We start from the raw sequence: 24,397 nt of genomic DNA on the forward strand, positions 1-24,397 counted from the left end.
TACGGCAACCAAATGGCAGCAAAGTCCGCATCCTACCAGTTTGAGAACGGTGTAGCGAAGGAACGCTATCCTACCTGCTCCAGATGCTCGTGGCAGCCAACTAACACTTTGATTCAAAACATGAATCCCTTCAACTGATTCGTGTAACAAAGCCTTCCATCGGTTGGGCCGCGCCATTCGGACTGCGGTAAGCAATACATTGGAATGCGTCTTGGTTCTTCGTTATTTCCGCCCGGCAGCTGGTGATGAAACCCAATCAATTGAGCAAAATCAAAACACGCGCTACCTCGCCGAGATAGGTGATGGGCTATGACAGTTTCATCTTCGACCTCGATAGGTAGTTCTGGAAAAAAATGGCTCAGTCGCGGCGCGTTGGTGCTCGGCCTGCTCGTTGGGGCTGCCGCGATCTTCGGGTGGGACGGCATAATTAGTGGGCGCAGTTCCGACAACGGCATTGTCACCGCGAACGGGCGCATCGAGGTGGAGCGCGTTGATGTTGCCACGGAATACGGCGGTCAGATCGCCGAAATTCGGGTGCGCGAGGGTGATACCGTTATTGCAGGCGATATTGTTGCGGTGCTCAAAACGTCTGGACCGATGGCAGAATTGGCCGCTGCCGAGGCTGAGGTACGCAGTGCACTTCAAGGGATCGCCCGGGCCAAAGCCGAGGTCGCGCTTCGCGAGGCCGAACATGATCTGTCAGAGCTGGAGCTTGCGCGTGCCGCGGATCTGCAGCAGCGGCGGGTAGCGTCGACAGCTGACCTCGAACGGCGGACAGCACAACACGCTATCGCAGAAGCCAATCTGCTGGGTGCACATGCTGCTGTGGCGACTGCGGAAGCAATGACGCAACAGGCGGAGGCTTACGTGCAGCGCCTGAAGATACGTGTAGCAGAGATGACGTTGCATGCGCCTGTCGATGGACGCGTGGAATACCGTCTGGTCCAACCGGGAACGGTGGTCGGGCCGGGCGCACGGGTAGCAACACTGCTTGATATTTCCGACGTCTATATGACTGTCTTCCTTCCTACGAGCGAAGCGGGTGTGATCGCTGTTGGTGACGAGGCAAGGATCACTCTGGATGCGGCTCCCGGTTTCGTTTTGCCCGCAAACGTATCATTTGTTTCCTCAGAAGCGCAGTTCACGCCCAAGGCAGTCCAGACGGCTAGTGAGCGTGAAAAGCTCATGTATCGTGTGAAACTACAGATATCGTCCGAACTGCTGGACCGATACCGTGCCTATGTCAGGGCGGGCTACACCGGTGATGCGCATCTGAGACTCGATCCCAGCGTACCGTGGCCCGAAAATCTGCAAATCAGGCTGCCAGATGGGCCGTGAGGCGACATTGCTTTGCAAGGAGGTGGGCCACCGCTACCGGCAAGTTCAGGCACTGGCCGATGTGTCGCTTTCGTTTCAGCCCGGCACGACAACAGCAATCATCGGCCCTGATGGGGTCGGAAAATCGACGCTTTTGGGATTGCTGTCCGGCATGCGCAAATTGCAGGATGGTAAAATCTCGGCGTTTGGCGGCGACATGCGGTCGCAGACGCATCGCGACAGGATTTCGCATCGGCTGGCCTTCATGCCGCAAGGGTTGGGCCGGAACCTTTATCCGTCCCTGTCGGTGGTCGAAAACCTCGATTTCATCGGCAGGCTTTTCGGCGTAAGGCGGGTGCCGCTGCGACAGCGCATTGAACGCCTGTTGAACGCTGTCGGTCTGGCGGCATTCCGCGACCGACCAGCTGGCCAGTTGTCGGGAGGCATGAAGCAAAAGCTGTCACTTTGTTGTGCTTTGCTGCATGATCCAGAGCTGCTGATCCTCGACGAGCCGACGACCGGGATCGATCCATTGTCGCGCCGTCAGTTCTGGGCGCTGATCGACGCGATCCGGGACGAGCAGCCGCAGATGACCCTGATCGTTGCCACCGCCTACATGCAGGAAGCAGCAGGATTTGATCGAGTCATTGTTTTGGATGGCGGTCGCGTGCTTGAGGACGGCAGCGTGGACGAGGTGCTGGCACGGACCGGCGCACCTGATCTGGAGGCGGCATTCGCGCGGCTGCATCAGCCTGACGCAAGCCGACAGTCCTTGGCCATTCCGCCACTGCAAGTGGCAGACGGGCCGCCTGTGATCCGCGCCGAAGGGCTCACGCGCCGGTTCGGGGACTTCACCGCCGTTGACGATGTCAGTTTCCGGATCGAGAAAGGTGAAATCTTTGGTTTTCTCGGCTCCAATGGTTGCGGCAAGACCACGACGATGAAGATGCTGACCGGGCTGTTGCCAGCCACAGCCGGCCACGCCTGGTTGCTGGGCGAGCCTGTTGAAGGTCATGACTTGGGCGTACGGTTTGATGTCGGCTACATGTCGCAATCCTTTTCGCTTTATCGCGAGCTGTCCGTCCGCGCTAATCTGGACCTGCATGCGCGGCTCTATTGTATTCCAAGCGAGGTGCGCGCAGATAGCGTCCTTCAGGCACTCGATGAATTCGGTCTGGATACGGTGGCAGACGCGATGCCGGAGCAATTGCCGCTGGGCCAGCGGCAGCGGCTGCAATTGGCCGCCGCCTGCCTACACAAGCCACAAGTGCTGATCCTCGATGAGCCGACCTCTGGTGTGGACCCGGCGGCGCGCGACCGGTTCTGGGCCACACTCGGGCGGATGTCTCGGGACGACGGCGTCACCATCTTCGTATCGACGCATTTCATGGGCGAGGCGCTGCATTGCGACCGGATTTCGCTGATGCATGCGGGCAAGGTTCTTGCTGTCGGAGAGCCAGAAGAACTGATCCGCGCAAAGAATGCCGAAAACCTTGACGATGCATTTGTGGCCTACATCCAAACAGCGGAGGGAGGCGTCTCTGACGCGGCCAGATCGCAGCAGTCCCAGACGCTAACCGCGCAATCGGAAATGGCTCCGGACACAGTCGGTATCTTGCCGCGGCCATCACGCATCTGGGCCTTTGCGGTACGGGAAAGCTATGAATTGCTGCGCGACCGTATTCGGTTGTCCTTTGCGCTTATCGGGCCAATCATCCTTGCGCTCACCTTCGGTTACGGGATCTCTTTCGATGTCGAAAATGTGCGCTTTGCCGTACTCGACCGCGACCAAAGCGCAGATACCCGGCAGTTGATTGACGCCTTTGCGGCCTCGCCCTATTTCGCGCTGCGGCCCCCGGCGCATAGTGATCGCGAGGCGGAACGGCGCATGCAGTCGGGTGAGCTGAATATGCTGATCAGCTTTCCACCCGGTTTCGGACATGATGCACTTGCCGGGCGACAGCCGGAGGTAGGACTGTTTGTCGATGGCAGTCTGCCGTTTCGGGCCGAAACGGCACAGGGCTACGTTCAGGGTGTCTTGTTGCAGTATTATCAGGCGCAACAGCGGGAGGTCCCGATGGCGACACCAGCAGACTTGCCCATCCGGATTGAGCCGCGATTTCGCTACAATCAGGATTTCAAGTCGGTTTTTGCGCTTATGCCCGGTACGCTGATGATCATCATGGCGATGATCCCGGCCATGATCGCGGCCATTGGAATTGTCCGTGAGCGTGAGATGGGTTCCATCAGCAATCTCTACACATCGCCCGCCTGGGTAGAAGAGTTCTTGCTGGGCAAGCAGATCCCATATGTGATCCTGAGCTTTGTGAGCTTTCTGACACTGGTTCTGTTGGCCGTTTTTCATTTCGGCCTGACGATCAAAGGCTCCACCTTCGGACTGCTATTGGCGGGCCTGCTTTATGTCTTTGCGACAACCGCGTTCGGAATTCTGGTATCCAGCTTCACTCGCACACAAGTTGCTGCACTGATCGCGACAGCGATACTGACGCAGGTTCCGGTGCTCAGCTTCTCAGGCTTTCTGTCGCCCGCCGCTGCTCTTGAGGGCGGTGAGGCGGTGGTGGGGCACGTCTTTCCCGCGATTTATTTTCAGAACATCAGTGTGGGCAGTTTTGCCAAGGCGCGCGGCATGTCCGACATGGTCACGGATTATCTTGGCCTCATTATCTTGGGCGTCATCTATCTTGTGCTGGCCCGCCTGTCCTTGCGCAAACAGGAGGCCTAGCCATGTTGTGGATGCGGAATGTCTGGGTTCTGACACGCAAGGAGGTTTCCAGCTTTCTAAGTGACCGGATCCTGTTTGGCTTTCTGATCATCGCCTTCACATTTCTGATCTATAATGACGCAGTCGGCGTCGATACCGAGGTGACAAATGCCGGTGTTGCCATCGTGGACGCCGACGACAGCGCCCTATCACGTCGGTTGCGCGATGCCCTGCTACCGCCGCAGTTCAAACCCGCCGACAGGATCGACCGGTCCCGGGTTGATGCCGTCATGGATGCAGGCAGCCATGCTTTTGTCATCGACATTCCGCCAAGCTTCGAAGCGGACATCCTGCGTGGCCTGCAACCAGCGCTGCAACTCAACATCGACGCCACCGCGATGACGCAAGCCGGTGTCGGCAGTGCCTATATCGAAGAGATCCTGATCTCGGAAACCATGCGCTATCTGCAGATGGACGATATCATGACCCGTATCCCTGCGGTGCCGGTGACGCGGGCGATGTTCAATCCAAACCTCGACGCGATCTGGTTTCAGGCGATAGAGGCACTGATCGAGCAGATCACGCTTTTTGCCCTGCTTCTGGTCGGCGCAGCAGTCATTCGCGAACGCGAGCATGGCACGATTGAGCATCTGCTGGTGATGCCGCTGCGTGCCAGCGAAATCGCAGCCGCAAAGGTTCTTGCCAATGGGTTGATCGTGCTGCTGGCCACGGCAGTCGCCGTGGCGTTCACAGTGCGGCTGGTGCTGCAAGTGCCTGTTCTTGGATCTGTTCCGCTCTTTCTGTTTGGCGCCGCACTATATATTTTTTCGATCACATCGCTTGGCATCATGCTGTCAACAGTCGCAAGGACCATGCCACAATTCGGTCTGCTGGTTGTACCGGTATTTCTGTTTCTGAGAATGCTGTCCGGATCGACCTCTCCGCTCGACAGTCTGCCGGAACCCCTGTTTTTGATTCCACATGCGTCGCCCACGGTTCATTTCGTCATATTCGCCCAAGCTGTGCTATTCCGCGATGCAGGTTTGGTTGCGGTCCTACCGCAACTTGCAGTCGTTTCGTTGCTTGGAGCCGGGTTTCTGGCGATTGCGCTTTTGCGGTTTCGAAGAATGCTCACGCTTCAGGCATAACTGCGATGAAGACCTTGTTGCGCTGAAACCATTGCGAAGGGGCACGGCAAACAATTAACCCTTCATTTCGTCAAGCAAACGCGGACCATGTAGAGCAACTGGCTCAGGCGACGGTTCTGCGCAAGCCGCGGCTGCTCAGTGAAAACTTCTCCAGTTACACATCTGGTGAACTGACCGATTGGATGGAAGATCAGAAAATGGATCATGTCCGCGGTGCCCCGTATCACCCGCAGACCCAAGGCAAGATCAAGCGCTGGCATCAGACGCCCAAGAACCGCATCCTGCTGGAGAACCACTAACTAACAGGCGATCTCAGTCAGCAGATCGATGCCTTCGTCGATCACTACAATCACCGACGCTACCACGAGAGCCTGCAGAACCGCACGCCTGCCGATATCTATTTCGGGCGCGGGGAGACCATTCTGAAACAACGAGGAAGGATCAAACGACAGACCATCAAAAACCGGCGCTTGCTTCACCGCAAATCCGCCGCATAATCAGACAAACCAGATGCGCCAGACCCTCTCTTATATCAGGCCGCCAACTGACCCGATATCTCTGACGACTGACAGTTGGAGCAAAAAACCCAGACGACCTCAGTTCCTAAGCAGCACTCTTTGTTTGCATCATCGTTTGCGCGTTAGTACTCGCCCACCCCAAACCGCCTACAGTGCTGAGTCTATTCAGTAGCTGTAAAGCCAACAATGAGTTGGCGTAATCCAAAAGCAGCTCCTGCAAAGATCGCAGCAAATGTGACGGGCGCACTGAAGGCCAGCAGCGAGAATGCAGATAGACCTTGCCCGATACTACATCCGATGGCGATAACCGCACCAACTCCCATGATGCCAGCACCGATGATCTGGCGTCGTAACTCTCGTGGGTCTTCGCAGGCCTCCCAGCGGAAATGGCCCTTGATCATGCTGCCAAGTAATGCGCCGATCCAGACGCCAGCAACGGACCCAATGCCGAATGAGAGTGTTTGTCCGGATGCCGTCATGCCGTAGAGAATTGTTTCACCGATTGGTGCCGAGAATGTATGCCCAACGATCTGGAGATCGTCGAAGCCATTTGCGTTTACATACTGCATGCCCGCCCAAGCGCTTGTAACCGCCACACCGACCACAACTGCCCAGAACACGGCTGATCGATCACGCCGCAACGAGGTGGTATTCAGGGCAAGTCCGATCAGCAAACACCCGATGACAATACCTGTAACGGCGACCGGAAGGCTGCTGATTTCACCGATCGTATGCGCGATTCCGCTTGGGATGGATGCTGGCTGTGTTGGTGGGAATATGACGACGCGGATCCATGCCAATGGTCCGGAAAGTGTGATATAGGCGCTGATCCCCATGACGAGTACGATGACGAAGGACCGCAAATCGCCCCCGCCAAGTCGTGCGAGCGCACCAAAACCACAATTGCCTGCCATGGCCATCCCATAGCCGAACAGACCACCCCCCACGATACTGGCAACTGGCGACCATTGTTGTGAGAGATAAAATGATTTGCCGGGGTCAAACAGACCAATCGCCATAAGGCCGAAGCTGCCAACAATGCTGGAGCCAATGGCCAGAACCCACATCCGAAGCCGTTTGTCGTTGCTGCCATACAGGTAATCTTCGATGGCCCCAAGCGTACAAAACCGACCAAGCCGTGCTGCAAGCCCCAGTAAAACGCCGCCAAACAGCCCGATGGCTGCCGCTACATTCGCATCGCCCCATGCGTCGAGCATTGGGTGGTTCCTCCCCGTATGTGGTCCAACGACTTGAACGGGAGGTGGCTAGACCTAGTCCGTTTTGCAGAACAACTCGTAGACCAGACCGATGATCCTGCGAGATTTGTCATCCGTCAAGCTGTAGTAGATCGTCTTTCCCTCGCGACGGGGACGCACCAATCCTTCAAGGCGCAATCTCCCAAGCTGTTGGGACACCGCTGCCTGACGTGCCGATAGAAGCGTTTCCAACTCTGTGACCGATTTTTCGCCAGTGGCCAGATGGCATAGGATCATCAACCGGCCTTCGTGACTGATTGCCTTGAGATAGTTGGTCGCAATGGTTGCGTTTTCCATCATCTCGTCCAAGCGGTCATCATCGATGCTGTCGTCAAAAACCGGGATTGTCATCTGCCTGTACTGCCTTGCCTGTATACGATTTAACCTATTCGCGCTTGGTTGTGGTATGTGGCATCAATTCTCCAAATGACCACCCCTGTTTGTCGGTATTGGTGCTTCAAAACTCACATTTCCTATTGGTTGTCACCTTTTAGTGCAAAGCTGATCCCTTCTTGATCAAGCATTTGCCCCAAGAGCCCCCAGAAGAAATCCTCGCCAGGATATCCTTCCATCCGGCCTTTCTCAGCCCCATTGACTAAAAGAATGAATGTGGGTGTGAAATTCACGCCACGTGTCAGCGCGATATCTGCCGGTAGGGGGTCTCGCAGGTTCACCCGCCGCAAGGGTGCAGCAGCACCTTCACCGGTTTTCGAGTAGATCGGCCCAATCTCGGCGTGCCAGCGTGCGCACCATATGCAACCGGGTTCTTCTGCCATCAACAACCGCGTTTCCGCCGACAGTGATGTCACCGAAAGGATCATGGCCGTGAGAGCGGCGAGGAACCTGTAAAGAAAAACAGTGGTCAATGGTCTAAACATTCAATAATCTTAATGTGAATGTATCTTATGATCAAGGGCGGGGATTCATGCTGGAAGTCAGCTATCTTGGCGCGGCTCTTGCGGGCTTGTTGTCATTCTTCACGCCTTGCGTGCTTCCAATGGTGCCGTTCTATCTGTGCTACATGGCCGGTCTGTCGATGACCGAGCTGCGCGCGGACACTGAGATCAGCACCGGCGTACAAAGACGCCTGATCATATCGGCGGTGTTCTTTGCATTTGGTGTGACGACAATCTTTGTTCTGTTGGGAATGGGGGCTACGGCGATTGGTCAGGCCTTCGGTATGTGGCGCGATACGCTGCGATACGTGGCCGCTGGGATCCTGCTGCTGTTTGGCTTGCATTTTCTGGGCGTGATCCGGGTGCCGTTGTTATACCGCGAAGTAAAGATTGAAAGCACGATCGCCCCGACGACCATTATTGGTGCCTATCTGATGGGGCTGGCATTTGGCTTTGGCTGGACGCCCTGCGTCGGCCCTGCATTGGCTGCGATCCTGATGGTCGCCAGCGGGATGGGTGACATCTGGCGCGGCGGTTTACTTTTGCTGGTCTATGGGCTGGCTATGACAACGCCCTTTGTCCTTGCAGCCCTATTCGCCCGTCCGTTTATGGGCTGGCTGCGACGCAATCGCCGTTACCTTGCCTATGTCGAGCGGGTGATGGGCGGCATGCTCATCATCTTTGCCGTACTGATTGCGACCAATTCGGTGAATTATATTGCGCAGTGGATGATCGAGGTCATGCCTGCCTTTACAAACCTGGGATAGGAGGACCGATTATGTACTTTCGTTCAATACTGGGTGCAGTTGCGATCATCTTTGCGTTGCCCGTGCTTGCCGCCACATTGGGTGATGATGGCCTGCATAAGACAGACTGGATGCGCGAAACGTTCAAGGATCTCCGGGAAGACCTAGAGGAAGCGAACGCCGAGGGTAAACGGTTGATGGTGATCATCGAACAGCGGGGCTGTATTTATTGCACCAAGATGCATGAAGAGGTGTTCCCCGTACCCGAGGTTGCGGCCGCCCTGAATGACAATTTCTTTGTCGTGCAGATCAACATGTTTGGTGATGTGGAAGTGACGGATTTTGACGGTACGACCTTGTCCGAGAAAGATATGGTGCGGCGTTGGAATGCACTTTTCACGCCAACAATGATGTTCTTTCCGCAAGACGTTGGCCCAGATCAGACCGCTACAGACGCTGCCGTTGCCGTCATGCCGGGTGCCTTCGGGCGATGGACAACTTTGAACTTGCTCAACTGGATAAATGAAGAGCGCTATCTGGGCGATGAAGCCTTTCAAAAGTACCATGCGCGGATCATTCAGGAGCAGGGAATAACGGAATGAGAACAACGTATTAGTTGCAAACATTCAAATAGTTGATTTTGATGTTGCGACTCTCATGGTTCGTGGTCTACGGTACACAAGAGGGATTTGTGATCCGGGGAGGGACCATGAAGCGTTTAGTTGGCGCAGGCGTCGCGATAGCAATAGCGACAGTAGGATTTGCCGAAGGCGTAACGCCTGATGATGTGGCTTACAGTGAGTATGGCGAGGTCGAAATGTCCTTGTCCGGTCAAGACGGCGATCCTGTTGCCGGACAGGAAATCATGGTGGCCCGCGGCAAAGGCAATTGTATTGCCTGCCATCAGGTGACTGCATTGGATGAATATCCGTTCCACGGAGAGGTTGGCCCATCGCTTGATGGTATTGGTGAGTATCGTAGCGCTGCCGAACTACGCGGCATCGTTGCAAATGCAAAGATGACTTTTGAGGGAACGATCATGCCTGCCTTCTACCGGACCAGTGGGTTCATACGTCCAGGCGATGCTTTCACAGGTGAAGCTGCCAAGGGCGAGCTTGCACCTTTGCTGACCGCCCAGGAAATCGAAGATGTCGTCGCATATCTTCAAACACTCAAAGACTGATCTGTCATCAACAGATATACAGGAGATACCATGAAACTTACACGCAGACACACGCTTATGATGGCGGTCGGGTCAGCGGTTGCAGCCCTCATGCCGGTGCGGGCCTTTGCGGCCGTCGAAGATGAGATCGCAGCTTTCACCGGTGGTGCCGATATTGGCAGTGATGGCATCACGCTGATCGCCCCAGAAATCGCCGAGAACGGGAACACCGTGCCGATCGAGGTCGACGCCCCAGGCGCAGAGGCAATCATTGTCTTTGCGGCCGGTAACCCGACCCCTTCAGTGGCGACATTCACCTTTGGTGCGCTGGCCGCATCGCAATCCGCTGCGACACGTATTCGGCTGGCTGGCACACAGGATGTCATCGCCATTGCCCGTATGCCTGATGGTAGCTTTGTACAGGCCAGTCAGGAAGTGAAAGTCACAATCGGCGGCTGCGGCGGCTAAGCGAGGAAAAGACAATGGCAGAGAATGTAAAACCCCGCGTTCGTGTCCCCCGTGATGCAACCGCTGGAGAAGAAATCACGATCAAGACACTGATCAGTCACCCGATGGAATCGGGCCAGCGCAAGGATGGGGACGGCAACGTCATTCCGCGTTCGATCATTAATCGTTTCACCTGCACGTTCAATGGCGAGACCGTGATTGACGTCACGCTGGAGCCTGCGATTTCAACAAACCCCTACTTTGAATTTCAGGCCGTTGTGCCGGAAACAGGGACGTTTGAATTCACCTGGTACGACGACGATGGCGACGTCTACACAGACAGCAAAGAGATCACAGTCGGATAACGACAGCGGACGCGCCGGGGAGGGCAATGTCAATGAAAACAGTGTTGAGAGGTGGTATTGCCGTTGTCGCGCTTTGCGCCGCTTTTGCGGTACAGGCCGATGAAGAGGCTAACCTGGTCGTCAATGAGGAGATCGAGATTACCGTGCGGACGGACGCGCCGGAGCATCTTGAGAACCTAAGCACGATCTATTCCGGTTGGGTTTTCCGTTCGAGCGAGACTCAAGCCTTGCAGATGGACGATTTTGAAAACCCCGGCATGATCTTTGTCGATGAAGCCATTGAAGCCTGGAACACAGTTGAAGGCAGCGCAGGTGAATCCTGTGCCTCTTGCCATGGTGCCCCCGAAGAGATGGCTGGCGTACGCGCCGTCTATCCCAAGTGGAACGAAGACGCCGGTGAGGTGCGCACCATCGCAACACAGGTCAATGGCTGTCGCACCGAACGGATGGGCGCGGAAGAGTGGAAGTATGACGGCGGTGACATGCTGAACATGGAAGCCCTGCTTGCCTCTGTTTCGCGCGGAATGACCATTGATGTCGCCATTGATGGACCGGCGCAGTCCACTTGGGAGAAGGGGCGGGATATTTATTACACCCGCTTTGGCCAGTTGGATCTATCCTGCGCGAATTGTCATGAAGACAATTATGGCAACAACATTCGCGCGGACCATCTCAGCCAGGGCCAGATTAACGGTTTCCCGACATATCGATTAAAGAACGCCAAGCTGAACGGTGTCCAATCGCGCTTTCGTGGGTGTATCCGCGATACCCGCGCAGAGACTTACAGTGTCGGCGCTGAGGAAATGATCGCGCTGGAACTTTACGTCGCCTCGCGCGGCAATGGTTTGTCGGTCGAAGGGCCCGCTGTTCGAAACTAACCTCCCTGAAAGCCCGCTTCCTGGATGTCAGGGGCGGGCTTTTTTCTATCATGTTCCATTCAATAATTGGAATATGAAGGCTTTGGTAGAAGGATTGGCGAAATGATATCTCGACGTGATTTTCTGCAAGCCAGCATGGCGGCTTCGGCGATCGTTGGTGCGTCTGGCTTTGGGAATTGGGGCAAGCTGGCAGCACAGCAATCGCTTTCGCAAAGTGACCTGTTGCAGTTTGATACGTTTGGGAACGTATCGCTCATCCACATCACGGATATCCATGCCCAACTGAAACCGATCTGGTTCCGTGAACCCGAAATCAACCTGGGGGTTGGGCCCAATAAGGGGCAAGTGCCCCACATCACCGGCGCAGAGTTTCGCAAACTTTACGGGATCGAAGATGGTAGCGCGTCACATTACGCGCTCAGCTATGATGACTTCGCGGCCCTTGGTCAGGCTTACGGAAAGATGGGCGGCATGGATCGTGTCGCCACAGTCGTGAACAGTATCCGGGCGGAACGCCCTGATGCGCTGCTGCTGGATGGCGGCGATACCTGGCACGGCTCTTACACTTGCTACAAGACCCAAGGGCAGGACGTCGTGAACGTCATCAACTTGCTGAAGCCAGATGCGATGACGTTTCATTGGGAATTCACGCTTGGCTCTGATCGCGTGCGCGACATTGTCGGCGACCTGCCCTTTGCGGCGCTGGGCCAGAACATCTTTGACGCCGAGTGGGATGAACCAGCAGAGGATTTTGCCCCCTACAAGTTCTATGAAAGCGGTGGTGTGAAGATTGCCGTGATCGGGCAGGCCTTTCCATACATGCCAATCGCCAACCCGGGCTGGATGTTTCCGGAGTATTCATTCGGTATCCGTGACCAGCGGATGCAGGAAATGGTGGATGAGGCTCGCGGACAAGGCGCAGAACTGGTTGTTTGCTTGTCGCACAACGGTTTTGACGTGGACAAGAAGATGGCAGAGCGGGTGACAGGTATTGATGTCATTCTGGCCGGCCATACCCATGATGCCCTTCCCGAACCAGTTTTGATTGGTGAGACGATCATCGTCGCGTCAGGCTCGAACGGGAAGTTCGTCAGCCGGGTTGATCTGGATGTGCGCGATGGCCGGATGATGGGTTTCCGCCATAAGCTGATCCCGGTCTTTTCGGATGTGATTTCACCTGATCCGGAGGTAGCGGCGGCCATTGATGCCGAACGTGCCCCGTTCCTCGATGATCTGACAGAGGTGATCGGGAAAACGGCGGATGACACGCTGCTTTATCGGCGCGGCAATTTCAACGGCTCTTGGGATGATCTGATTTGTGAGGCGCTGATCGAAGAACGCGATGCCGATATTTCCCTGTCACCCGGCGTGCGTTGGGGGCCGTCAATCATGCCCGGTCAGGACATCACCCGCGAGGACATCTGGAACGTCACATCAATGACCTACCCAAATGCTTACCGCACTGAAATGACCGGCGAATTCATCCATACTATTATGGAAGATGTCGCCGATAACCTGTTCAACACCGACCCCTATTACCAGCAAGGCGGTGACATGGTCCGCGTTGGTGGCATGGGCTACCGCATCGATGTCAGCAAACCCATCGGTGAGCGGATTTCAGATATGACCCTGCTCAGAACGGGTGAGGCGATTGATCCTGCGAAAACCTACGTGGCCGCGGGGTGGGCATCGGTCAATGAGGGCACCGAGGGCCCGCCAATCTGGGATGTCGTTGAAAACCATATTCGCAACAAAGGCACGGTGAGCGTGGCGCCAAATACCAGCGTCACCGTGGCCGGTGCATGAGGAGACCAGTCGCAATGGATGAATTCTTCAAGCCCTCAAGACGCGCGTTCCTGCGTAGCGGCGCTGCGATTGCAGCAGGCACAGTTGCAGGCGGTGCGGCAGCGCAGGGCGCGCCTGACCCCAAGATCACGGAGTTACAGGATTGGGCATCTTACACAGGGGCTGGCGTTGATGAAACGCCTTACGGTTTGCCGATCAAGTTCGAAAGCGACGTTGTGCGCCGCAATGTGGAATGGCTGACAGCGTCGCCCATTTCATCAATCAATTTCACTCCGATCCACGCCCTTGATGGAACAATCACTCCGCAGGGTTGCGCGTTTGAACGCCACCATTCGGGTGCGATCGAGCTGTCCAAGGAAGACTATCGCCTGATGATCAACGGGTTGGTCGATCGTCCATTGATTTTCAGCTACGCCGATCTGGAACGGTTCCCGCGCGAAAACCACGTGTATTTCTGCGAATGTGCTGCCAATACCGGCATGGAATGGGCGGGTGCGCAGCTGAACGGCGCGCAGTTCACCCACGGTATGATCCACAACATGGAATATACGGGCGTTCCGCTGCGCACATTGCTGCGCGAAGCGGGCCTAGAGGATGCGGGCGATCTTTCTGACAAATGGGTCTATGTCGAAGGCGCCGATGCGTCGTCCAATGGACGTTCGATACCAATGGAAAAGGCGCTTGATGATGTGCTTGTCGCATTCAAAGCCAATGGCGAGGCGCTGCGGATGGAACATGGCTACCCGGTGCGGCTGGTCGTACCCGGCTGGGAAGGCAACATGTGGGTCAAGTGGCTGCGCCGTGTCGAAGTCACCGACATGGCCGTGGAAAGTCGCGAAGAAACATCCAAATACACCGACGTCTATGAGAACGGCATCGCCCGCAAGTGGACATGGGTCATGGACGCCAAATCAGTCATTACTTCGCCCAGCCCGCAGATGCCGATCACGCATGGCGCAGGGCCGCTGGTGATCTCCGGCCTTGCCTGGTCCGGTCATGGGCAGATTACCCGCGTCGATGTGTCAAAAGACGGCGGGATCACGTGGGAAACCGCAAGACTTGGCAAGCAGGGCGATACCAAGGCGCTGACCCGGTTCTATCTGGATACGGAATGGGACGGCAGCCCGATGCTGCTGCAATCCCGGGCCATCGATGAAACCGGCTATGTCCAGCCGACCAAGGATCAGCTTCGCGAAATGCGTGGTGAAAACGCGGTCTACCACAACAATTGCATCCAAACCTGGTTTGTGAACGAAGAAGGGATCGCCGAGAATGTCGAAGTCTCTTAACCTATTTGTCCCCGCAATCGGGGTCACTGCCCTTGGTCTTGGCTTGGCATATGGCTTGGCGTCGCGGCATTACGGCGCGCAGACAATTGAAACGCTGGAGGCCCGTGTCCAGCAAATTGAAGCGAATGCGGCCCGCGCCAGTGCAGAGGCGCAGACTGCTGCTGAGGAAGCTGCGCGTCTTATGTCAGAGCGTGATCAGCTCCAACAAATCGCGGCTGATGCCGCCAATGCCAGCACCAGTCTGACAGCGCCTGCGCCGGTCATTGAAGGTACCTATGAACTTGGCCGTGCCGCGCTGGAGGAGGAGCTTGCCGCATGGGATGTCGATGTTTTGCCGGACGGTCGCGGCCTGCCCGAAGGGCGCGGTGATGTATATACCGGGGAAGAGGTTTTCGTTGAAAAATGCGCCTCTTGCCATGGTGATTTCGCCGAAGGCGTTGGTAATTGGCCCGTTCTTGCAGGCGGCTTTGACACCTTGGCTGACAAAGACCCGGTCAAGACAGTTGGTTCTTACTGGCCGCATCTGTCGACGGCATGGGATTACATCAATCGGTCCATGCCATTTGGTGAGGCGGGGACCCTGACGCCGGACGAAACCTATGCCATCGTCGCGTACATCCTGTATTCCAACGATCTGGTTGATGACGATTTCGAGCTGAGCCACGAAAACTTCACCGAAGTCGAGATGTATAACAGCGACGGGTTTGTCGTTGATGACCGGCCAGAGCTTGAATACGCCCAATGGCGGACTGAACCGTGTATGGCGAACTGCAAGGACACCGTTGAAATCACGATGCGCGCGACATTCTTGGATGTCACACCCGAGGGCGGGGGTGAGTCAGTGATGAATGAGGCCACGACGGGCGACGGGCCTGTGTTCTCGGCGTCTGATGACACTGTTGCAACAATGGCTACCGACGAAACCGATGGTCTTGATCCAACCCTAATCGCTGCGGGCGAGGGTGCGTTTCGACAGTGCAAATCCTGCCATCAGGTTGGGGAGAATGCCAGCAATCGAACGGGTCCGGCCCTCAACGGGATGGTGGGACGGACAATCGGTTCGGTTGAAGGGTTCCGCTATTCCAATGTGTTCCAAGAGGCCAATACAGCTAACGAGGTTTGGACACCTGAAAGCCTCGCGGCGTTCCTTGCCGACCCACGTGGCACAATGGCAGGCACGAAGATGACGTTCCGGGGCGTGCGTGAAGAGGCGGATATCGCAGCCCTGATAGCCTATCTTCAGAGCTTTGAAGAGTGATGTTGCAGCGGCTTTTCTTCATCGCTCTCTTTAGCGCTGCGGGCACAAGCCATGCCGAAGTTGGTGGTGATGCGGAAAACGGGCAGACCTTGTTCAGACAATGCAGCGGGTGCCACGAGGTTGGCCAGGGTGCCCGCGATCGCATTGGCCCGCACCTGAACAATGTCTTTGACCGTCCGGCTGGTGCGGCAGACGGCTATCGCTATTCCGCCGGTCTGCAACGCGCCGCGGATGGTGGCTTGGTCTGGACCTACGAGACGCTTGACGATTTCATCGAGAACCCGCGCAGGCTTGTGTCCAACACACGAATGAGCTTCCACGGCTTTGAAGCGCAACAGGAACGTGACGATTTACTGGCCTATCTACGCCTGTTTTCCGCCAGCCCCGGGAATATCCCTGAGGCAGCACCAACTGCCGCAGCCGTAGATCATGCCGTCGCACCTGAAGTTTTGGCGATTATCGGGAACCCCGCCTATGGCGAATATCTGTCAGGGGAATGCACATCCTGCCATCAGGCCAGCGGCGCCACAGATGGGATTCCATCCATCACCAACTGGCCAGCGGAAGATTTCGTCGTCGTGATGCACGCCTACAAGGAAGGTGTGCGGGCTCATCCTGTCATGCAGATGATGGCAGGCCGTTTATCGAATGAAGAGATCGCTGCGCTCGCGGCGTATTTTGAAAGCATCGAGTAGTTGATGCGCATAGGGGAGGAGTAATCATGACATTCAACAGAAGGATATTTCTTGGATCTGCAGCCGTAACAGCGGGTCTATTGGCAGCACCTATGGTGCGCGCACAAGGCAAGCCGCGTGTGGTGGTTGTGGGGGGCGGTGCGGGGGGGGCGACCGCTGCGCGCTACATCGCCAAGGATAGCCAAGGCGCCATTGATGTGACCTTGGTCGAGCCGACGCGCACTTACTACACATGCTTTTTCTCGAACCTTTATCTGGGCGGTTTCCGCGATATGCAGTCGCTTGGTCATAGCTATGGCACGCTGGCTGCGGAATACGGGATCAACGTCGTGCATGACTGGGCGGTCGGTGTTGATCGTGATGCAAAGACTGTCACGCTCGCCGGTGGAAGCAGCTTGCCTTATGATCGCCTTATCCTGTCGCCGGGCATCGACTTTGTTGATGGCGCCGTTGAAGGCTGGGATCTGTCGTCGCAAAACGCGATGCCACATGCCTACAAGGGTGGATCACAGACTGAACTGCTGAAGGCGCAGATCATGGCAATGCCGCAAGGCGGCACCTATGCGATGGTTGCGCCGCCAAATCCGTACCGCTGCCCGCCCGGCCCGTATGAACGTATCTCGATGGTGGCGCATACACTCAAAGAGGTGAACCCGACGGCCAAGATCCTGATTGCCGACCCGAAAGAGAAGTTCTCAAAGCAGGGTCTGTTCGAGGAAGGCTGGAACGATCACTACGCTGGCATGATCGAACGTGTTGGGCCCGATTTCGGGGGTGCAGACGTGGTCGTTGACCCGGTCGCGATGACGCTGTCCATTGATGGCGATGTGAACAGTGTCGATGTGTGTAATGTGATCCCCGCCATGAAGGCAGGCCGCATTGCAGAGATTGCAGGCATCACAGAGGGCAACTGGGCGCCCGTGAATGCGGTCGATATGTCCTCGAAGATGGATGAGAATATTCATGTTCTGGGCGATGCAGCGGCGCAGGGCGATATGCCAAAGTCAGGCTTTTCGGCCAATAGCCAGGCCAAGGTGTGCGCCAATGCGGTGCGCGGTGCGCTGACCGGCTCAACCGTATTCCCCGCACGCTTTGCCAATACGTGCTGGTCTCTAATCGACACAGAGGACGGCGTGAAGGTCGGGGCCACTTATGAGGCCACCGAAGAGAAGATCGCGAAGGTCGATGGGTTTGTCAGCCAGACCGGCGAAAGCGATGAACTGCGCGCGGCAACCTATCAGGAATCTGTTGGCTGGTATGACGGCATCGTCGCGGACATGTTTGGCTAAAATCATGCGGGCCTTGATTTTGATCAGGGCCCGCTTTGCTGCGCCGCCTAAGATTCCGCGAATGGAGGAAACGATATGAAAAATCTACTTACCTGTGCGATTCTCGGTTTGGCCGCGACCCCTGTTATCGGGCAAGAGGCTGTGACCTATCCCTTTGACGGCAGCTTTGAGGATGCAACCTTTGCGGTGGAAAACGCGATTATCGGCAAGGGTCTGGTCATCGACTATGTCAGCCACACCGGCGATATGCTTGCCCGGACGGCTGCGGATGTCGGCAGTACGGTACCGTTATTTGAGGCCGCCGATATATTTCTGTTCTGCTCTGCGCAAATATCGCGCGAGGTGATGGAGGCCGACCTGATGAACATCGCGCATTGCCCTTATGGGATCTTCGTGACTGAACGCGACGATGCGGTGATGGTGGGCTATCGGACCTATCCGGATGGTGAAATGCAAAAGGTCCAGGCACTGCTGGACGAAATCGCACAAGACGCCGTGGGCGGATAAGGATATTCATGAATTACGACGGTTTCTTTGCCGCGTCGTTGGCGCGGTTACAGGATGAAGGTAACTATCGCGTCTTTGCTGATCTTGAACGGCACTGCGGACGCTTTCCTACAGCTACCAATCACGGGGATGCCCCCCGCAATGTGACAATCTGGTGCTCGAACGACTATCTTGGCATGGGTCAGCATCCTGATGTACTGGCGGCCATGCATGATACGCTGGACAAGGTTGGTGCGGGTGCGGGTGGCACGCGAAACATCTCTGGCACAACGCATCACCATGTCTTGCTAGAGGCGGAATTGGCCAACCTGCATGGCAAGGAAGCCGCCCTTTTGTTCACCAGCGGCTATGTCTCCAACTGGGCTGCGCTTGGCACGCTGGCAGCAAAGATTCCTGATTGTCTGGTGCTGTCAGACGCGCTGAACCACGCCAGCATGATCGAGGGCATCCGTCATTCGAAAGCAGAGCGGCAGATCTGGCGTCACAACGATCTTGCACATCTAGAAGAGTTACTGGCGGCGCAACCCTTGGACCGCCCGAAACTCATCGCTTTTGAAAGCGTCTATTCGATGGATGGTGATATCGCACCAATTGCTGCGATTTGTGATCTTGCCGACAAATACAACGCCATGACCTATCTGGACGAAGTGCACGCCGTTGGACTTTACGGCCCCCGCGGCGGCGGCATTGCAGAACGTGACGGCCTGATGCATCGGCTGACCGTTATCGAGGGTACGCTTGGCAAGGCCTTCGGGGTTATGGGCGGCTATATCGCGGCGTCGGCCGATCTGTGCGACTTTGTCCGGTCATTCGCCAGTGGGTTCATCTTTACGACTGCTTTGCCACCTGCCGTGGTCGCAGGTGCCGCCGCGTCAATCCGTCATTTGAAAACCAGCTACACCGAACGTGCCATGCAGAAGGCCAAAGTGGCTGAAGTGCGTGCGCGGCTGGATGCCATCGGTATTCCGCATCTGGATAACCCAAGCCACATCATTCCCGTGATGGTCGGCGACCCGGTCAAATGCAGATACCTGTCTGATATCCTGATGCGTGACTACGGCATCTATATCCAGCCGATCAACTACCCCACCGTGCCGAAAGGGACGGAGCGTTTGCGGCTGACGCCATCACCCGTGCATTCCGCGGCGGATATCGACCATCTTGTCAGCGCGCTTGAGACGCTTTGGGCGCAGTGCCAGCTGGCCCGTTTGCCTGTTGCGGCGCAATAGTGTTGACCTGCATCAAGGTTCGAAACGGCATGTTTTATTGGCGCCTGCATAGTTGAAAGGGGCCTGAACATGCTGGAAAACCTTATTGAGCTTTGTCGATCCCGATGGCTTTGGGGTGGCGCTATGCTGACACACCGCTTGCTTCAGCATCCGTCAATGGTCGTTGCCCAAGCTATTCGAACTCCATCTGCTCATAGACACGTCCGGCATTCTTGGTAGCCAATTCTTCAAACGTGTCCAGATGGGCATAGGGTGATTGGTCTACGTGATAGGCGTCCGCAAGCCCGCCACCATTATCAAGGTGTTCACCTATCTTGCCGCGCAGATATTCCAGATAACCTTTCGTATAACGCCGGACCTGATCCATATTCGTCGGATGCCCGTGTCCGGGAATGACATAGGTCGCATTGAGCGCTTCAAATGCGGTGTCCCATGTGTCCAGCCAATCAAGGGTATAAGTGTCCTCGAATATCGGCAGCATGCGTTCGTGAAAGGCCATGTCACCCGCAATCACAAGGTCCTGACGGGGTAGCCAGACGACCACATCGCCTGCGCTATGGGCGGGGCCAAGATAACGCACCTCAATGCGATAATCGCCTAATTCGAGGATGTATTCATCCGCAAACGTCTCGGTCGGGCCTTGCAGAAACGTGCCTTCGGCCTTGTCCTTGTTCAGTTGCTGCATGGCTTCAAGAATGCGAAACCCGCGTTCTTCGAATTCTACGGCGGCGTCCTTGTGGGCGATGATTGGCACATTTTGCTCTGCCCAGTATGAATTGCCCAGCATGGCATGCCCCTGACCGTTTTCATTGATCACCAGAACAACCGGTTCTTCTGTGCGGGCTTTGATTTCCTGATGCAGCGCTTCAGCCAATACGTAGGCACCGCCGCCATTGATCACGACAACACCTTCCCCGGTGACAATGAAGCTGAGGTTATTGTTATGACCGGTGTTTTCATAGGTCGGCGGGGCGGTTGCGCCAATGGCGCTGAACACACCGGGGATGAATTCAACCGGCGCACTATAAAGCGGTGAGCCCGGATACTGATCTGCGATGTCTTCGTTTGCATGTGCCGCGGTTGCGCAAATGGCGATCAGAGGTGCAGCAAACCGGATCATGTGTCTTCACCGACAAAGACAAACCCGTCACCACGCCGCGCTGCATGGCCCCAACCGCCTCCGGGTAAATGGAAACCAATCAGCCGCATTTGCGCCGTGCTGAGTTGATTCAGCAAAGCAAGGCGGGTTTGGGCACCCAATTCAGGATCCTGATCGGAGCCTGACAGCCAAGCGGGTTTTTCGAAGGCAACATGATGGTTCACGATGCTGTCGCCCACAATCATGACGGCTTCGCCGCCCATCTGCACTTCAAACGCCATATGTCCCGGAGTATGCCCCGGTGTCAGGCGCGATAGCACACCGGGCAGTATTTCCTGATTGTCTGTAAACAGGTTGATTTGATCGGCCAGCAGTTCCAGCCGGTTCATGGCCCCCACGGCAAAGGTCACGCGCCCTTCATCAATGGTTGAGACGGTGTCAGGGTCGGTCCAGTAATCCCACTCCGCTTGCCCCATATGATAGGCCGCGTCGGAAAACATCAGATCGCCAAAATCATCCCGCACGCCCCAAAGGTGATCAGGGTGCGCGTGGGTAAAGACCACATCTGTGATGTCGCTGACATCAAGCTCCAGCGCGTTGAATGCATCCATCAGCTTGCCCGCACTGGGCATGAATTCCCGGCCAGCGCCGACGTCGAAGAGGATTGTGCGATCACCGTCGCGTAACAGGGTGATGTTGCAGTCCGGGGTCATCGTGTCGCCGGTGATTCCGTAACGCGCCAAAATTTCATTCGCACCGTCTGGTGGTGTTTCTCCGAAGGCAAAGCTTTTTGGCAGCACAAGGTTACCGTCACTCATAGTGTTAAGGCTGCGATCACCCGCGTGCAGTGTGGTTTGCGCCCAAATGCGCTGGGGGATAGCGCCGGAAAGGGCCGCCGCTATCCCGTGTTGTATCACTCTTCTGCGTGTCAGTTGCATGTCTTACCTTCATATTCGAATTATTGAATAATACGACTAGTGTTTGGCTATTGAAACAGTTTTCTTGCTGTAACATGTCGGCGTTCAACGGAATATTTCCACCCATCGTTACGGGTACCTGTTTCGCGGTTCGCACTAGGCGGCTCTTTGCATTTGGTGAGGCGACTGCCGACTTGCTTTGAGAGGTGCGGGTCGGCATCACGGAGAAGGGTGAGGCGATCCCCGTCGCACCCATTGTCTGGGAGGGTAAAGTGTCCGTCGTCAGACATGCCAGGGTTTGGATCTGGAACCGATCTCTGCAGACCATTTGGAAGGGCATGTCGGAAACGGGGCGGTCCTGTCCGGGTCGCCATGGTCGATTGCTGGATGACGGCCATCGTAACGGGCGCGGGAATTCGACCGCAGAAAATAGATATTCCGAACGCAGAGGAATATCTGCGTTTTCTCGCCGGTGACGAGCCCAACGTAACATGGAGCGGTGAATACGAACAGTTCGTGGCTTCAAATCCGCAAGACTCGGAGGAGGCGAACCGGGTTGCCGATGCTTGGTTGGATTGTGTCGGTGCGGGTCTCTACTCGATCGGCCGAACGTTGATGGCTCCAATACACGCCACAACGACCGGAATAGATGTTACTCCCGAAACCTCGGTTGTGCTTTCTCCACGCGGCGAGCTGGCAGCCTTGCCCCTAGCGGCCGGCGATATTGGAGACGGAGCAGTCTTTTTTGAGCGATTGCTTACGTCCCTCGTGCCATGCACTGCGCTGCTGGAACGGTCCTCTTAAGGCACGCGGACCCGTTGGCGCCGGGCTGAGACGGTCGAATGCAGGTAAGTCGGGGCGTGGACATCGGAGAGCCAAGCGATGTCCGGCACGAACCCGTCAAACAAATCGACAAGCCGGTCCGCCTGGCCCACAAAGCCTGCGATTAGGTCCTGTGGACTGGTGCCGCGTTCCGGCCCATTTTCCAGCAACCAGCCCTCGGCGCGGCTTGCTTCGTCCGCAGGCGGCATCCAGACCAGTGTCAGAAAATACGCGCTTTCGAAATGCATTTCGAGCGGTATTCCGCAAGGCGAGTTATTAGCTAAGACCCTAAACTAGGAGGGGTAGCGCAGATGTCGGCGCGCCACGTCGGCGATCTGCACATCCCGCTTTGCGGCCCAGATGGCGAGGAGGTGGCCTATGAGCATGAAGAGCAGGCCAACGATCCAGAGTCGCAGGCTAAGACTTATGGTGGCGGCTAAGGTGCTGTTGGCTATGGCGATCGTGCGCGGCACACAGGCAAGCAGGATCGGATCGATCAGGGCACGGTGAACTAGTGCGAAATAGCCGGGGATGTCAGTATGTTTTCGGAGAGGGTTCAGATGGTTTCAAGGGAGGCTATAGCGCCGAGAACTACATTTCCATCACCGGTACATCGCGCGGGACCGCTACAAGAGATCTACAAGAACTTGTCGAAATAGGTGCTCTCAGGCGTACTAGAGAACTCCGCTACACGCGTTACTGGCTGAAGCTTGAGGGGCCGGTTGACTGGTGCATCGTCGGCGCGGACGGCGGAAAGCAGGCTTTCGCTACAAGTGCGCAGTAACAGTTGGCAAACCGCAAAGCAGCCTTTTGTAGACCTATTGAGTACGTCTGATCAGGTATGAGTTGCTGGGCTCTTGTTTTCGACCGACCTTCCAATCGGCGGACACTTTTCCTCGGGATGTCAGTTCGACCAGTGTGTCTTTTAGCTCGGTTCTTCGTAGGTAGAGATCTTGTTGGATGAGAGCAGACAGTCGATCGAACTTTACGCCCTCTGGGCTCTCTGACAGCAACCTCAGAATTACATCTCCTGCGCACACCAGATGGTTTTCACGAGTTCTCAGGTAAGGTCCTCGTACATCAAAATGCTCTCCAATACTTACAAAGAGGTCGTCTTGAGGTGGCTTTTTCTTGCTAAAACGTGCGCGATCGTAGTCTGAAAGCGACCTAAATTCGGCTGTACGCATGGTCTCCATGCCCATGGGATGATTGGTCGCAAATGCCAAGTTGAAGTGGATTTGCTCCTTGTCTGGGTTGTGAATGGGCGAGAAGCCCGCGTACCTGTAGCCCAAATCGGCGCGCAACATCTTCAGGTACTCAGCTTCGACGTCTTCGATGCCAGCGCCGGTATCGAGCAAATACTGAGCTCGCTGTGCTCCTACGAGCCCTACAATGGCCACTTTTTTGTCCGCGTGATTGCGCCATGGCGTCACTGCTCAAGCATATGCCGTGGAAACGGGTCATCACCAGCCAGCAAGGTCTGCCCACCGCAGCATAAAGGAAACGCGCCATGGCACACCGTCAGTCACACCCCTATCTGCCGATCCTTGATTGGCTTCCGGGCTATAACAGGCAAACGCTGGCCAATGATGGTATCGCCGGTCTAATTGTAGCTATCATGCTGGTCCCGCAGGGGATGGCCTATGCCCTCCTGGCCGGCCTGCCGCCCGAGGTCGGGCTTTATGCCAGCATCGTGCCATTGGTGTTCTACGGCCTGCTTGGCAGCAGCCGGGCGCTGGCCGTGCGGCCTGTCGCCATCGTGTCGTTGATGGTGGCCACGACACTGGGTGAACTGGCAGAAATCGGGACCGCAGGCTATGCCAGCGGTGCCATCCTGCTGGCGTTTCTGCGCGGTGCAATCCTCTTGGGGATGGCCTTGCGCGGTTGGGCTTTCTGGTCAATTTCCTCAGCCACCCGGTCAATTCCGGCCTTTCAAGTGCTGCGGCGCTTGTGATCGGCCTTTCCCAGCTGAAACACCTGCTGGCTTCGATATTCCGCGCAGTCACCTGATTACCGAAACGATCAGCCATG

General features: G+C 56.2%; 25 protein-coding genes and 3 pseudogenes. 20 read left to right on the forward strand and 8 right to left on the reverse strand.

Annotated elements, in window-relative coordinates; all coding sequences use genetic code 11:
• The first annotated feature begins 375 nt into the window (after positions 1–375).
• The 4 genes and pseudogenes from ACFWW2_RS20785 to ACFWW2_RS20800 form a co-directional block, all read left to right on the forward strand.
• The gene (locus ACFWW2_RS20785; protein WP_393931368.1) at positions 376–1,338 is read left to right on the forward strand and encodes an HlyD family secretion protein; all 963 of its coding nucleotides are present in this window, start codon (positions 376–378) and stop codon (positions 1,336–1,338) included.
• The gene (gene rbbA, locus ACFWW2_RS20790) at positions 1,328–4,060 is read left to right on the forward strand and encodes a ribosome-associated ATPase/putative transporter RbbA (RefSeq protein WP_393931370.1); all 2,733 of its coding nucleotides are present in this window, start codon (positions 1,328–1,330) and stop codon (positions 4,058–4,060) included. Before ACFWW2_RS20785 ends, rbbA begins: the two co-directional genes overlap by 11 nt.
• 2 nt (positions 4,061–4,062) lie before the next feature.
• Positions 4,063–5,187 (forward strand): ABC transporter permease, encoded by a 1,125-nt coding sequence (locus ACFWW2_RS20795; RefSeq protein WP_393931372.1) that lies wholly within the window; start codon positions 4,063–4,065, stop codon positions 5,185–5,187.
• A 104-nt stretch (positions 5,188–5,291) separates the two neighbouring features.
• Positions 5,292–5,684: pseudogene (locus tag ACFWW2_RS20800) on the forward strand (integrase core domain-containing protein); the annotation flags it as partial.
• Positions 5,685–5,866: 182 nt separating this feature from the next.
• Here ACFWW2_RS20800 and ACFWW2_RS20805 read toward each other — a convergent pair.
• The 3 genes from ACFWW2_RS20805 to ACFWW2_RS20815 form a co-directional block, all read right to left on the reverse strand.
• A complete protein-coding gene (locus ACFWW2_RS20805) occupies positions 5,867–6,922 on the reverse strand; it encodes a YeeE/YedE family protein (protein ID WP_393931374.1) in 1,056 nt (351 codons plus the stop codon).
• A 54-nt stretch (positions 6,923–6,976) separates the two neighbouring features.
• A complete protein-coding gene (locus ACFWW2_RS20810; RefSeq protein WP_393931376.1) occupies positions 6,977–7,312 on the reverse strand; it encodes an ArsR/SmtB family transcription factor in 336 nt (111 codons plus the stop codon).
• A gap of 122 nt (positions 7,313–7,434) precedes the next feature.
• Positions 7,435–7,839 carry a hypothetical protein gene (locus ACFWW2_RS20815; protein ID WP_393931378.1) on the reverse strand — a complete coding sequence of 135 codons (405 nt, stop codon included), beginning with the start codon at positions 7,837–7,839 and terminating at the stop codon, positions 7,435–7,437.
• A gap of 47 nt (positions 7,840–7,886) precedes the next feature.
• Between ACFWW2_RS20815 and ACFWW2_RS20820 the strand changes: the two genes are divergently transcribed.
• The 13 genes from ACFWW2_RS20820 to hemA all read left to right on the forward strand — a co-directional run bounded on the left by ACFWW2_RS20820 (position 7,887) and on the right by hemA (position 19,528).
• Positions 7,887–8,624 carry a cytochrome c biogenesis CcdA family protein gene (locus ACFWW2_RS20820; RefSeq protein ID WP_393931380.1) on the forward strand — a complete coding sequence of 246 codons (738 nt, stop codon included), beginning with the start codon at positions 7,887–7,889 and terminating at the stop codon, positions 8,622–8,624.
• 11 nt (positions 8,625–8,635) lie between these two features.
• Positions 8,636–9,205, forward strand: coding sequence for a thioredoxin family protein (locus ACFWW2_RS20825; protein ID WP_393931382.1), 570 nt, complete (start codon positions 8,636–8,638; stop codon positions 9,203–9,205).
• Between the two features lie 107 nt (positions 9,206–9,312).
• Positions 9,313–9,786, forward strand: coding sequence for a sulfur oxidation c-type cytochrome SoxX (gene soxX / locus ACFWW2_RS20830; protein WP_393931384.1), 474 nt, complete (start codon positions 9,313–9,315; stop codon positions 9,784–9,786).
• A 30-nt stretch (positions 9,787–9,816) separates the two neighbouring features.
• Positions 9,817–10,233, forward strand: coding sequence for a thiosulfate oxidation carrier protein SoxY (soxY, locus tag ACFWW2_RS20835; RefSeq protein WP_393931386.1), 417 nt, complete (start codon positions 9,817–9,819; stop codon positions 10,231–10,233).
• A 14-nt stretch (positions 10,234–10,247) separates the two neighbouring features.
• Positions 10,248–10,577 carry a thiosulfate oxidation carrier complex protein SoxZ gene (gene soxZ / locus ACFWW2_RS20840; RefSeq protein ID WP_393931388.1) on the forward strand — a complete coding sequence of 110 codons (330 nt, stop codon included), beginning with the start codon at positions 10,248–10,250 and terminating at the stop codon, positions 10,575–10,577.
• A 32-nt stretch (positions 10,578–10,609) separates the two neighbouring features.
• A complete protein-coding gene (gene soxA, locus ACFWW2_RS20845; protein WP_393931390.1) occupies positions 10,610–11,455 on the forward strand; it encodes a sulfur oxidation c-type cytochrome SoxA in 846 nt (281 codons plus the stop codon).
• A 102-nt stretch (positions 11,456–11,557) separates the two neighbouring features.
• Positions 11,558–13,261 (forward strand): thiosulfohydrolase SoxB, encoded by a 1,704-nt coding sequence (gene soxB / locus ACFWW2_RS20850; protein ID WP_393931392.1) that lies wholly within the window; start codon positions 11,558–11,560, stop codon positions 13,259–13,261.
• Between the two features lie 14 nt (positions 13,262–13,275).
• Positions 13,276–14,550 carry a sulfite dehydrogenase gene (gene soxC, locus ACFWW2_RS20855; RefSeq protein WP_393931394.1) on the forward strand — a complete coding sequence of 425 codons (1,275 nt, stop codon included), beginning with the start codon at positions 13,276–13,278 and terminating at the stop codon, positions 14,548–14,550.
• On the forward strand, positions 14,534–15,808 hold the full coding sequence (locus ACFWW2_RS20860; protein ID WP_393931396.1) for a c-type cytochrome: 1,275 nt from the start codon (positions 14,534–14,536) through the stop codon (positions 15,806–15,808). Before soxC ends, ACFWW2_RS20860 begins: the two co-directional genes overlap by 17 nt.
• Entirely contained in the window at positions 15,808–16,503 is a 696-nt protein-coding gene (locus tag ACFWW2_RS20865) for a c-type cytochrome (RefSeq protein WP_393931398.1), read from the forward strand. Before ACFWW2_RS20860 ends, ACFWW2_RS20865 begins: the two co-directional genes overlap by 1 nt.
• 26 nt (positions 16,504–16,529) lie before the next feature.
• On the forward strand, positions 16,530–17,792 hold the full coding sequence (locus ACFWW2_RS20870) for an FCSD flavin-binding domain-containing protein (RefSeq protein ID WP_393931400.1): 1,263 nt from the start codon (positions 16,530–16,532) through the stop codon (positions 17,790–17,792).
• A gap of 75 nt (positions 17,793–17,867) precedes the next feature.
• Positions 17,868–18,299 carry a DUF302 domain-containing protein gene (locus ACFWW2_RS20875; RefSeq protein ID WP_393931402.1) on the forward strand — a complete coding sequence of 144 codons (432 nt, stop codon included), beginning with the start codon at positions 17,868–17,870 and terminating at the stop codon, positions 18,297–18,299.
• Between the two features lie 8 nt (positions 18,300–18,307).
• Positions 18,308–19,528: a 5-aminolevulinate synthase gene (gene hemA / locus ACFWW2_RS20880; RefSeq protein ID WP_393931404.1), complete on the forward strand. Its 1,221-nt coding sequence runs from the start codon at positions 18,308–18,310 to the stop codon at positions 19,526–19,528.
• Between the two features lie 172 nt (positions 19,529–19,700).
• Here hemA and ACFWW2_RS20885 read toward each other — a convergent pair whose 3' ends face one another.
• Together ACFWW2_RS20885 and ACFWW2_RS20890 are read right to left on the reverse strand one after the other, a co-directional pair.
• Positions 19,701–20,648, reverse strand: a complete 948-nt coding sequence (locus ACFWW2_RS20885; protein ID WP_393931406.1) for an MBL fold metallo-hydrolase — start codon at positions 20,646–20,648, stop codon at positions 19,701–19,703.
• Complete coding sequence (locus tag ACFWW2_RS20890) at positions 20,645–21,445, reverse strand: MBL fold metallo-hydrolase (protein ID WP_393931408.1); 801 nt, start codon at positions 21,443–21,445, stop codon at positions 20,645–20,647. The genes ACFWW2_RS20885 and ACFWW2_RS20890 overlap by 4 nt, the downstream gene beginning before the upstream one ends.
• Positions 21,446–21,931: 486 nt before the next feature.
• Here ACFWW2_RS20890 and ACFWW2_RS20895 point away from each other — a divergent pair, with 486 nt between their 5' ends.
• Complete coding sequence (locus tag ACFWW2_RS20895) at positions 21,932–22,348, forward strand: hypothetical protein (protein WP_393931410.1); 417 nt, start codon at positions 21,932–21,934, stop codon at positions 22,346–22,348.
• Here the strand turns inward: ACFWW2_RS20895 and ACFWW2_RS20900 are convergent.
• Positions 22,345–22,614, reverse strand: coding sequence for a hypothetical protein (locus ACFWW2_RS20900; RefSeq protein ID WP_393931412.1), 270 nt, complete (start codon positions 22,612–22,614; stop codon positions 22,345–22,347). The two genes, ACFWW2_RS20895 and ACFWW2_RS20900, sit on opposite strands and share 4 nt — an antisense overlap.
• Positions 22,615–22,659: 45 nt before the next feature.
• The gene (locus tag ACFWW2_RS20905; protein WP_393931481.1) at positions 22,660–22,926 is read right to left on the reverse strand and encodes a conjugal transfer protein; all 267 of its coding nucleotides are present in this window, start codon (positions 22,924–22,926) and stop codon (positions 22,660–22,662) included.
• Here ACFWW2_RS20905 and ACFWW2_RS20910 point away from each other — a divergent pair.
• Positions 22,917–23,150 (forward strand): annotated as a pseudogene (locus ACFWW2_RS20910) (hypothetical protein); the annotation flags it as partial. The gene ACFWW2_RS20905 and the pseudogene ACFWW2_RS20910 sit on opposite strands and share 10 nt — an antisense overlap.
• A gap of 34 nt (positions 23,151–23,184) precedes the next feature.
• Here the strand turns inward: ACFWW2_RS20910 and ACFWW2_RS20915 are convergent.
• Positions 23,185–23,724 carry a hypothetical protein gene (locus ACFWW2_RS20915; RefSeq protein WP_393931414.1) on the reverse strand — a complete coding sequence of 180 codons (540 nt, stop codon included), beginning with the start codon at positions 23,722–23,724 and terminating at the stop codon, positions 23,185–23,187.
• Between the two features lie 278 nt (positions 23,725–24,002).
• On the opposite strand from ACFWW2_RS20915, the pseudogene ACFWW2_RS20920 reads away from it, so the two are divergent.
• Positions 24,003–24,376, forward strand: a pseudogene (locus tag ACFWW2_RS20920) (SulP family inorganic anion transporter).
• The last annotated feature ends 21 nt before the right edge of the window (positions 24,377–24,397 follow it).

The sequence above is a fragment of the Yoonia sp. R2-816 genome (assembly GCF_046762905.1).
Classification (GTDB): domain Bacteria; phylum Pseudomonadota; class Alphaproteobacteria; order Rhodobacterales; family Rhodobacteraceae; genus Yoonia.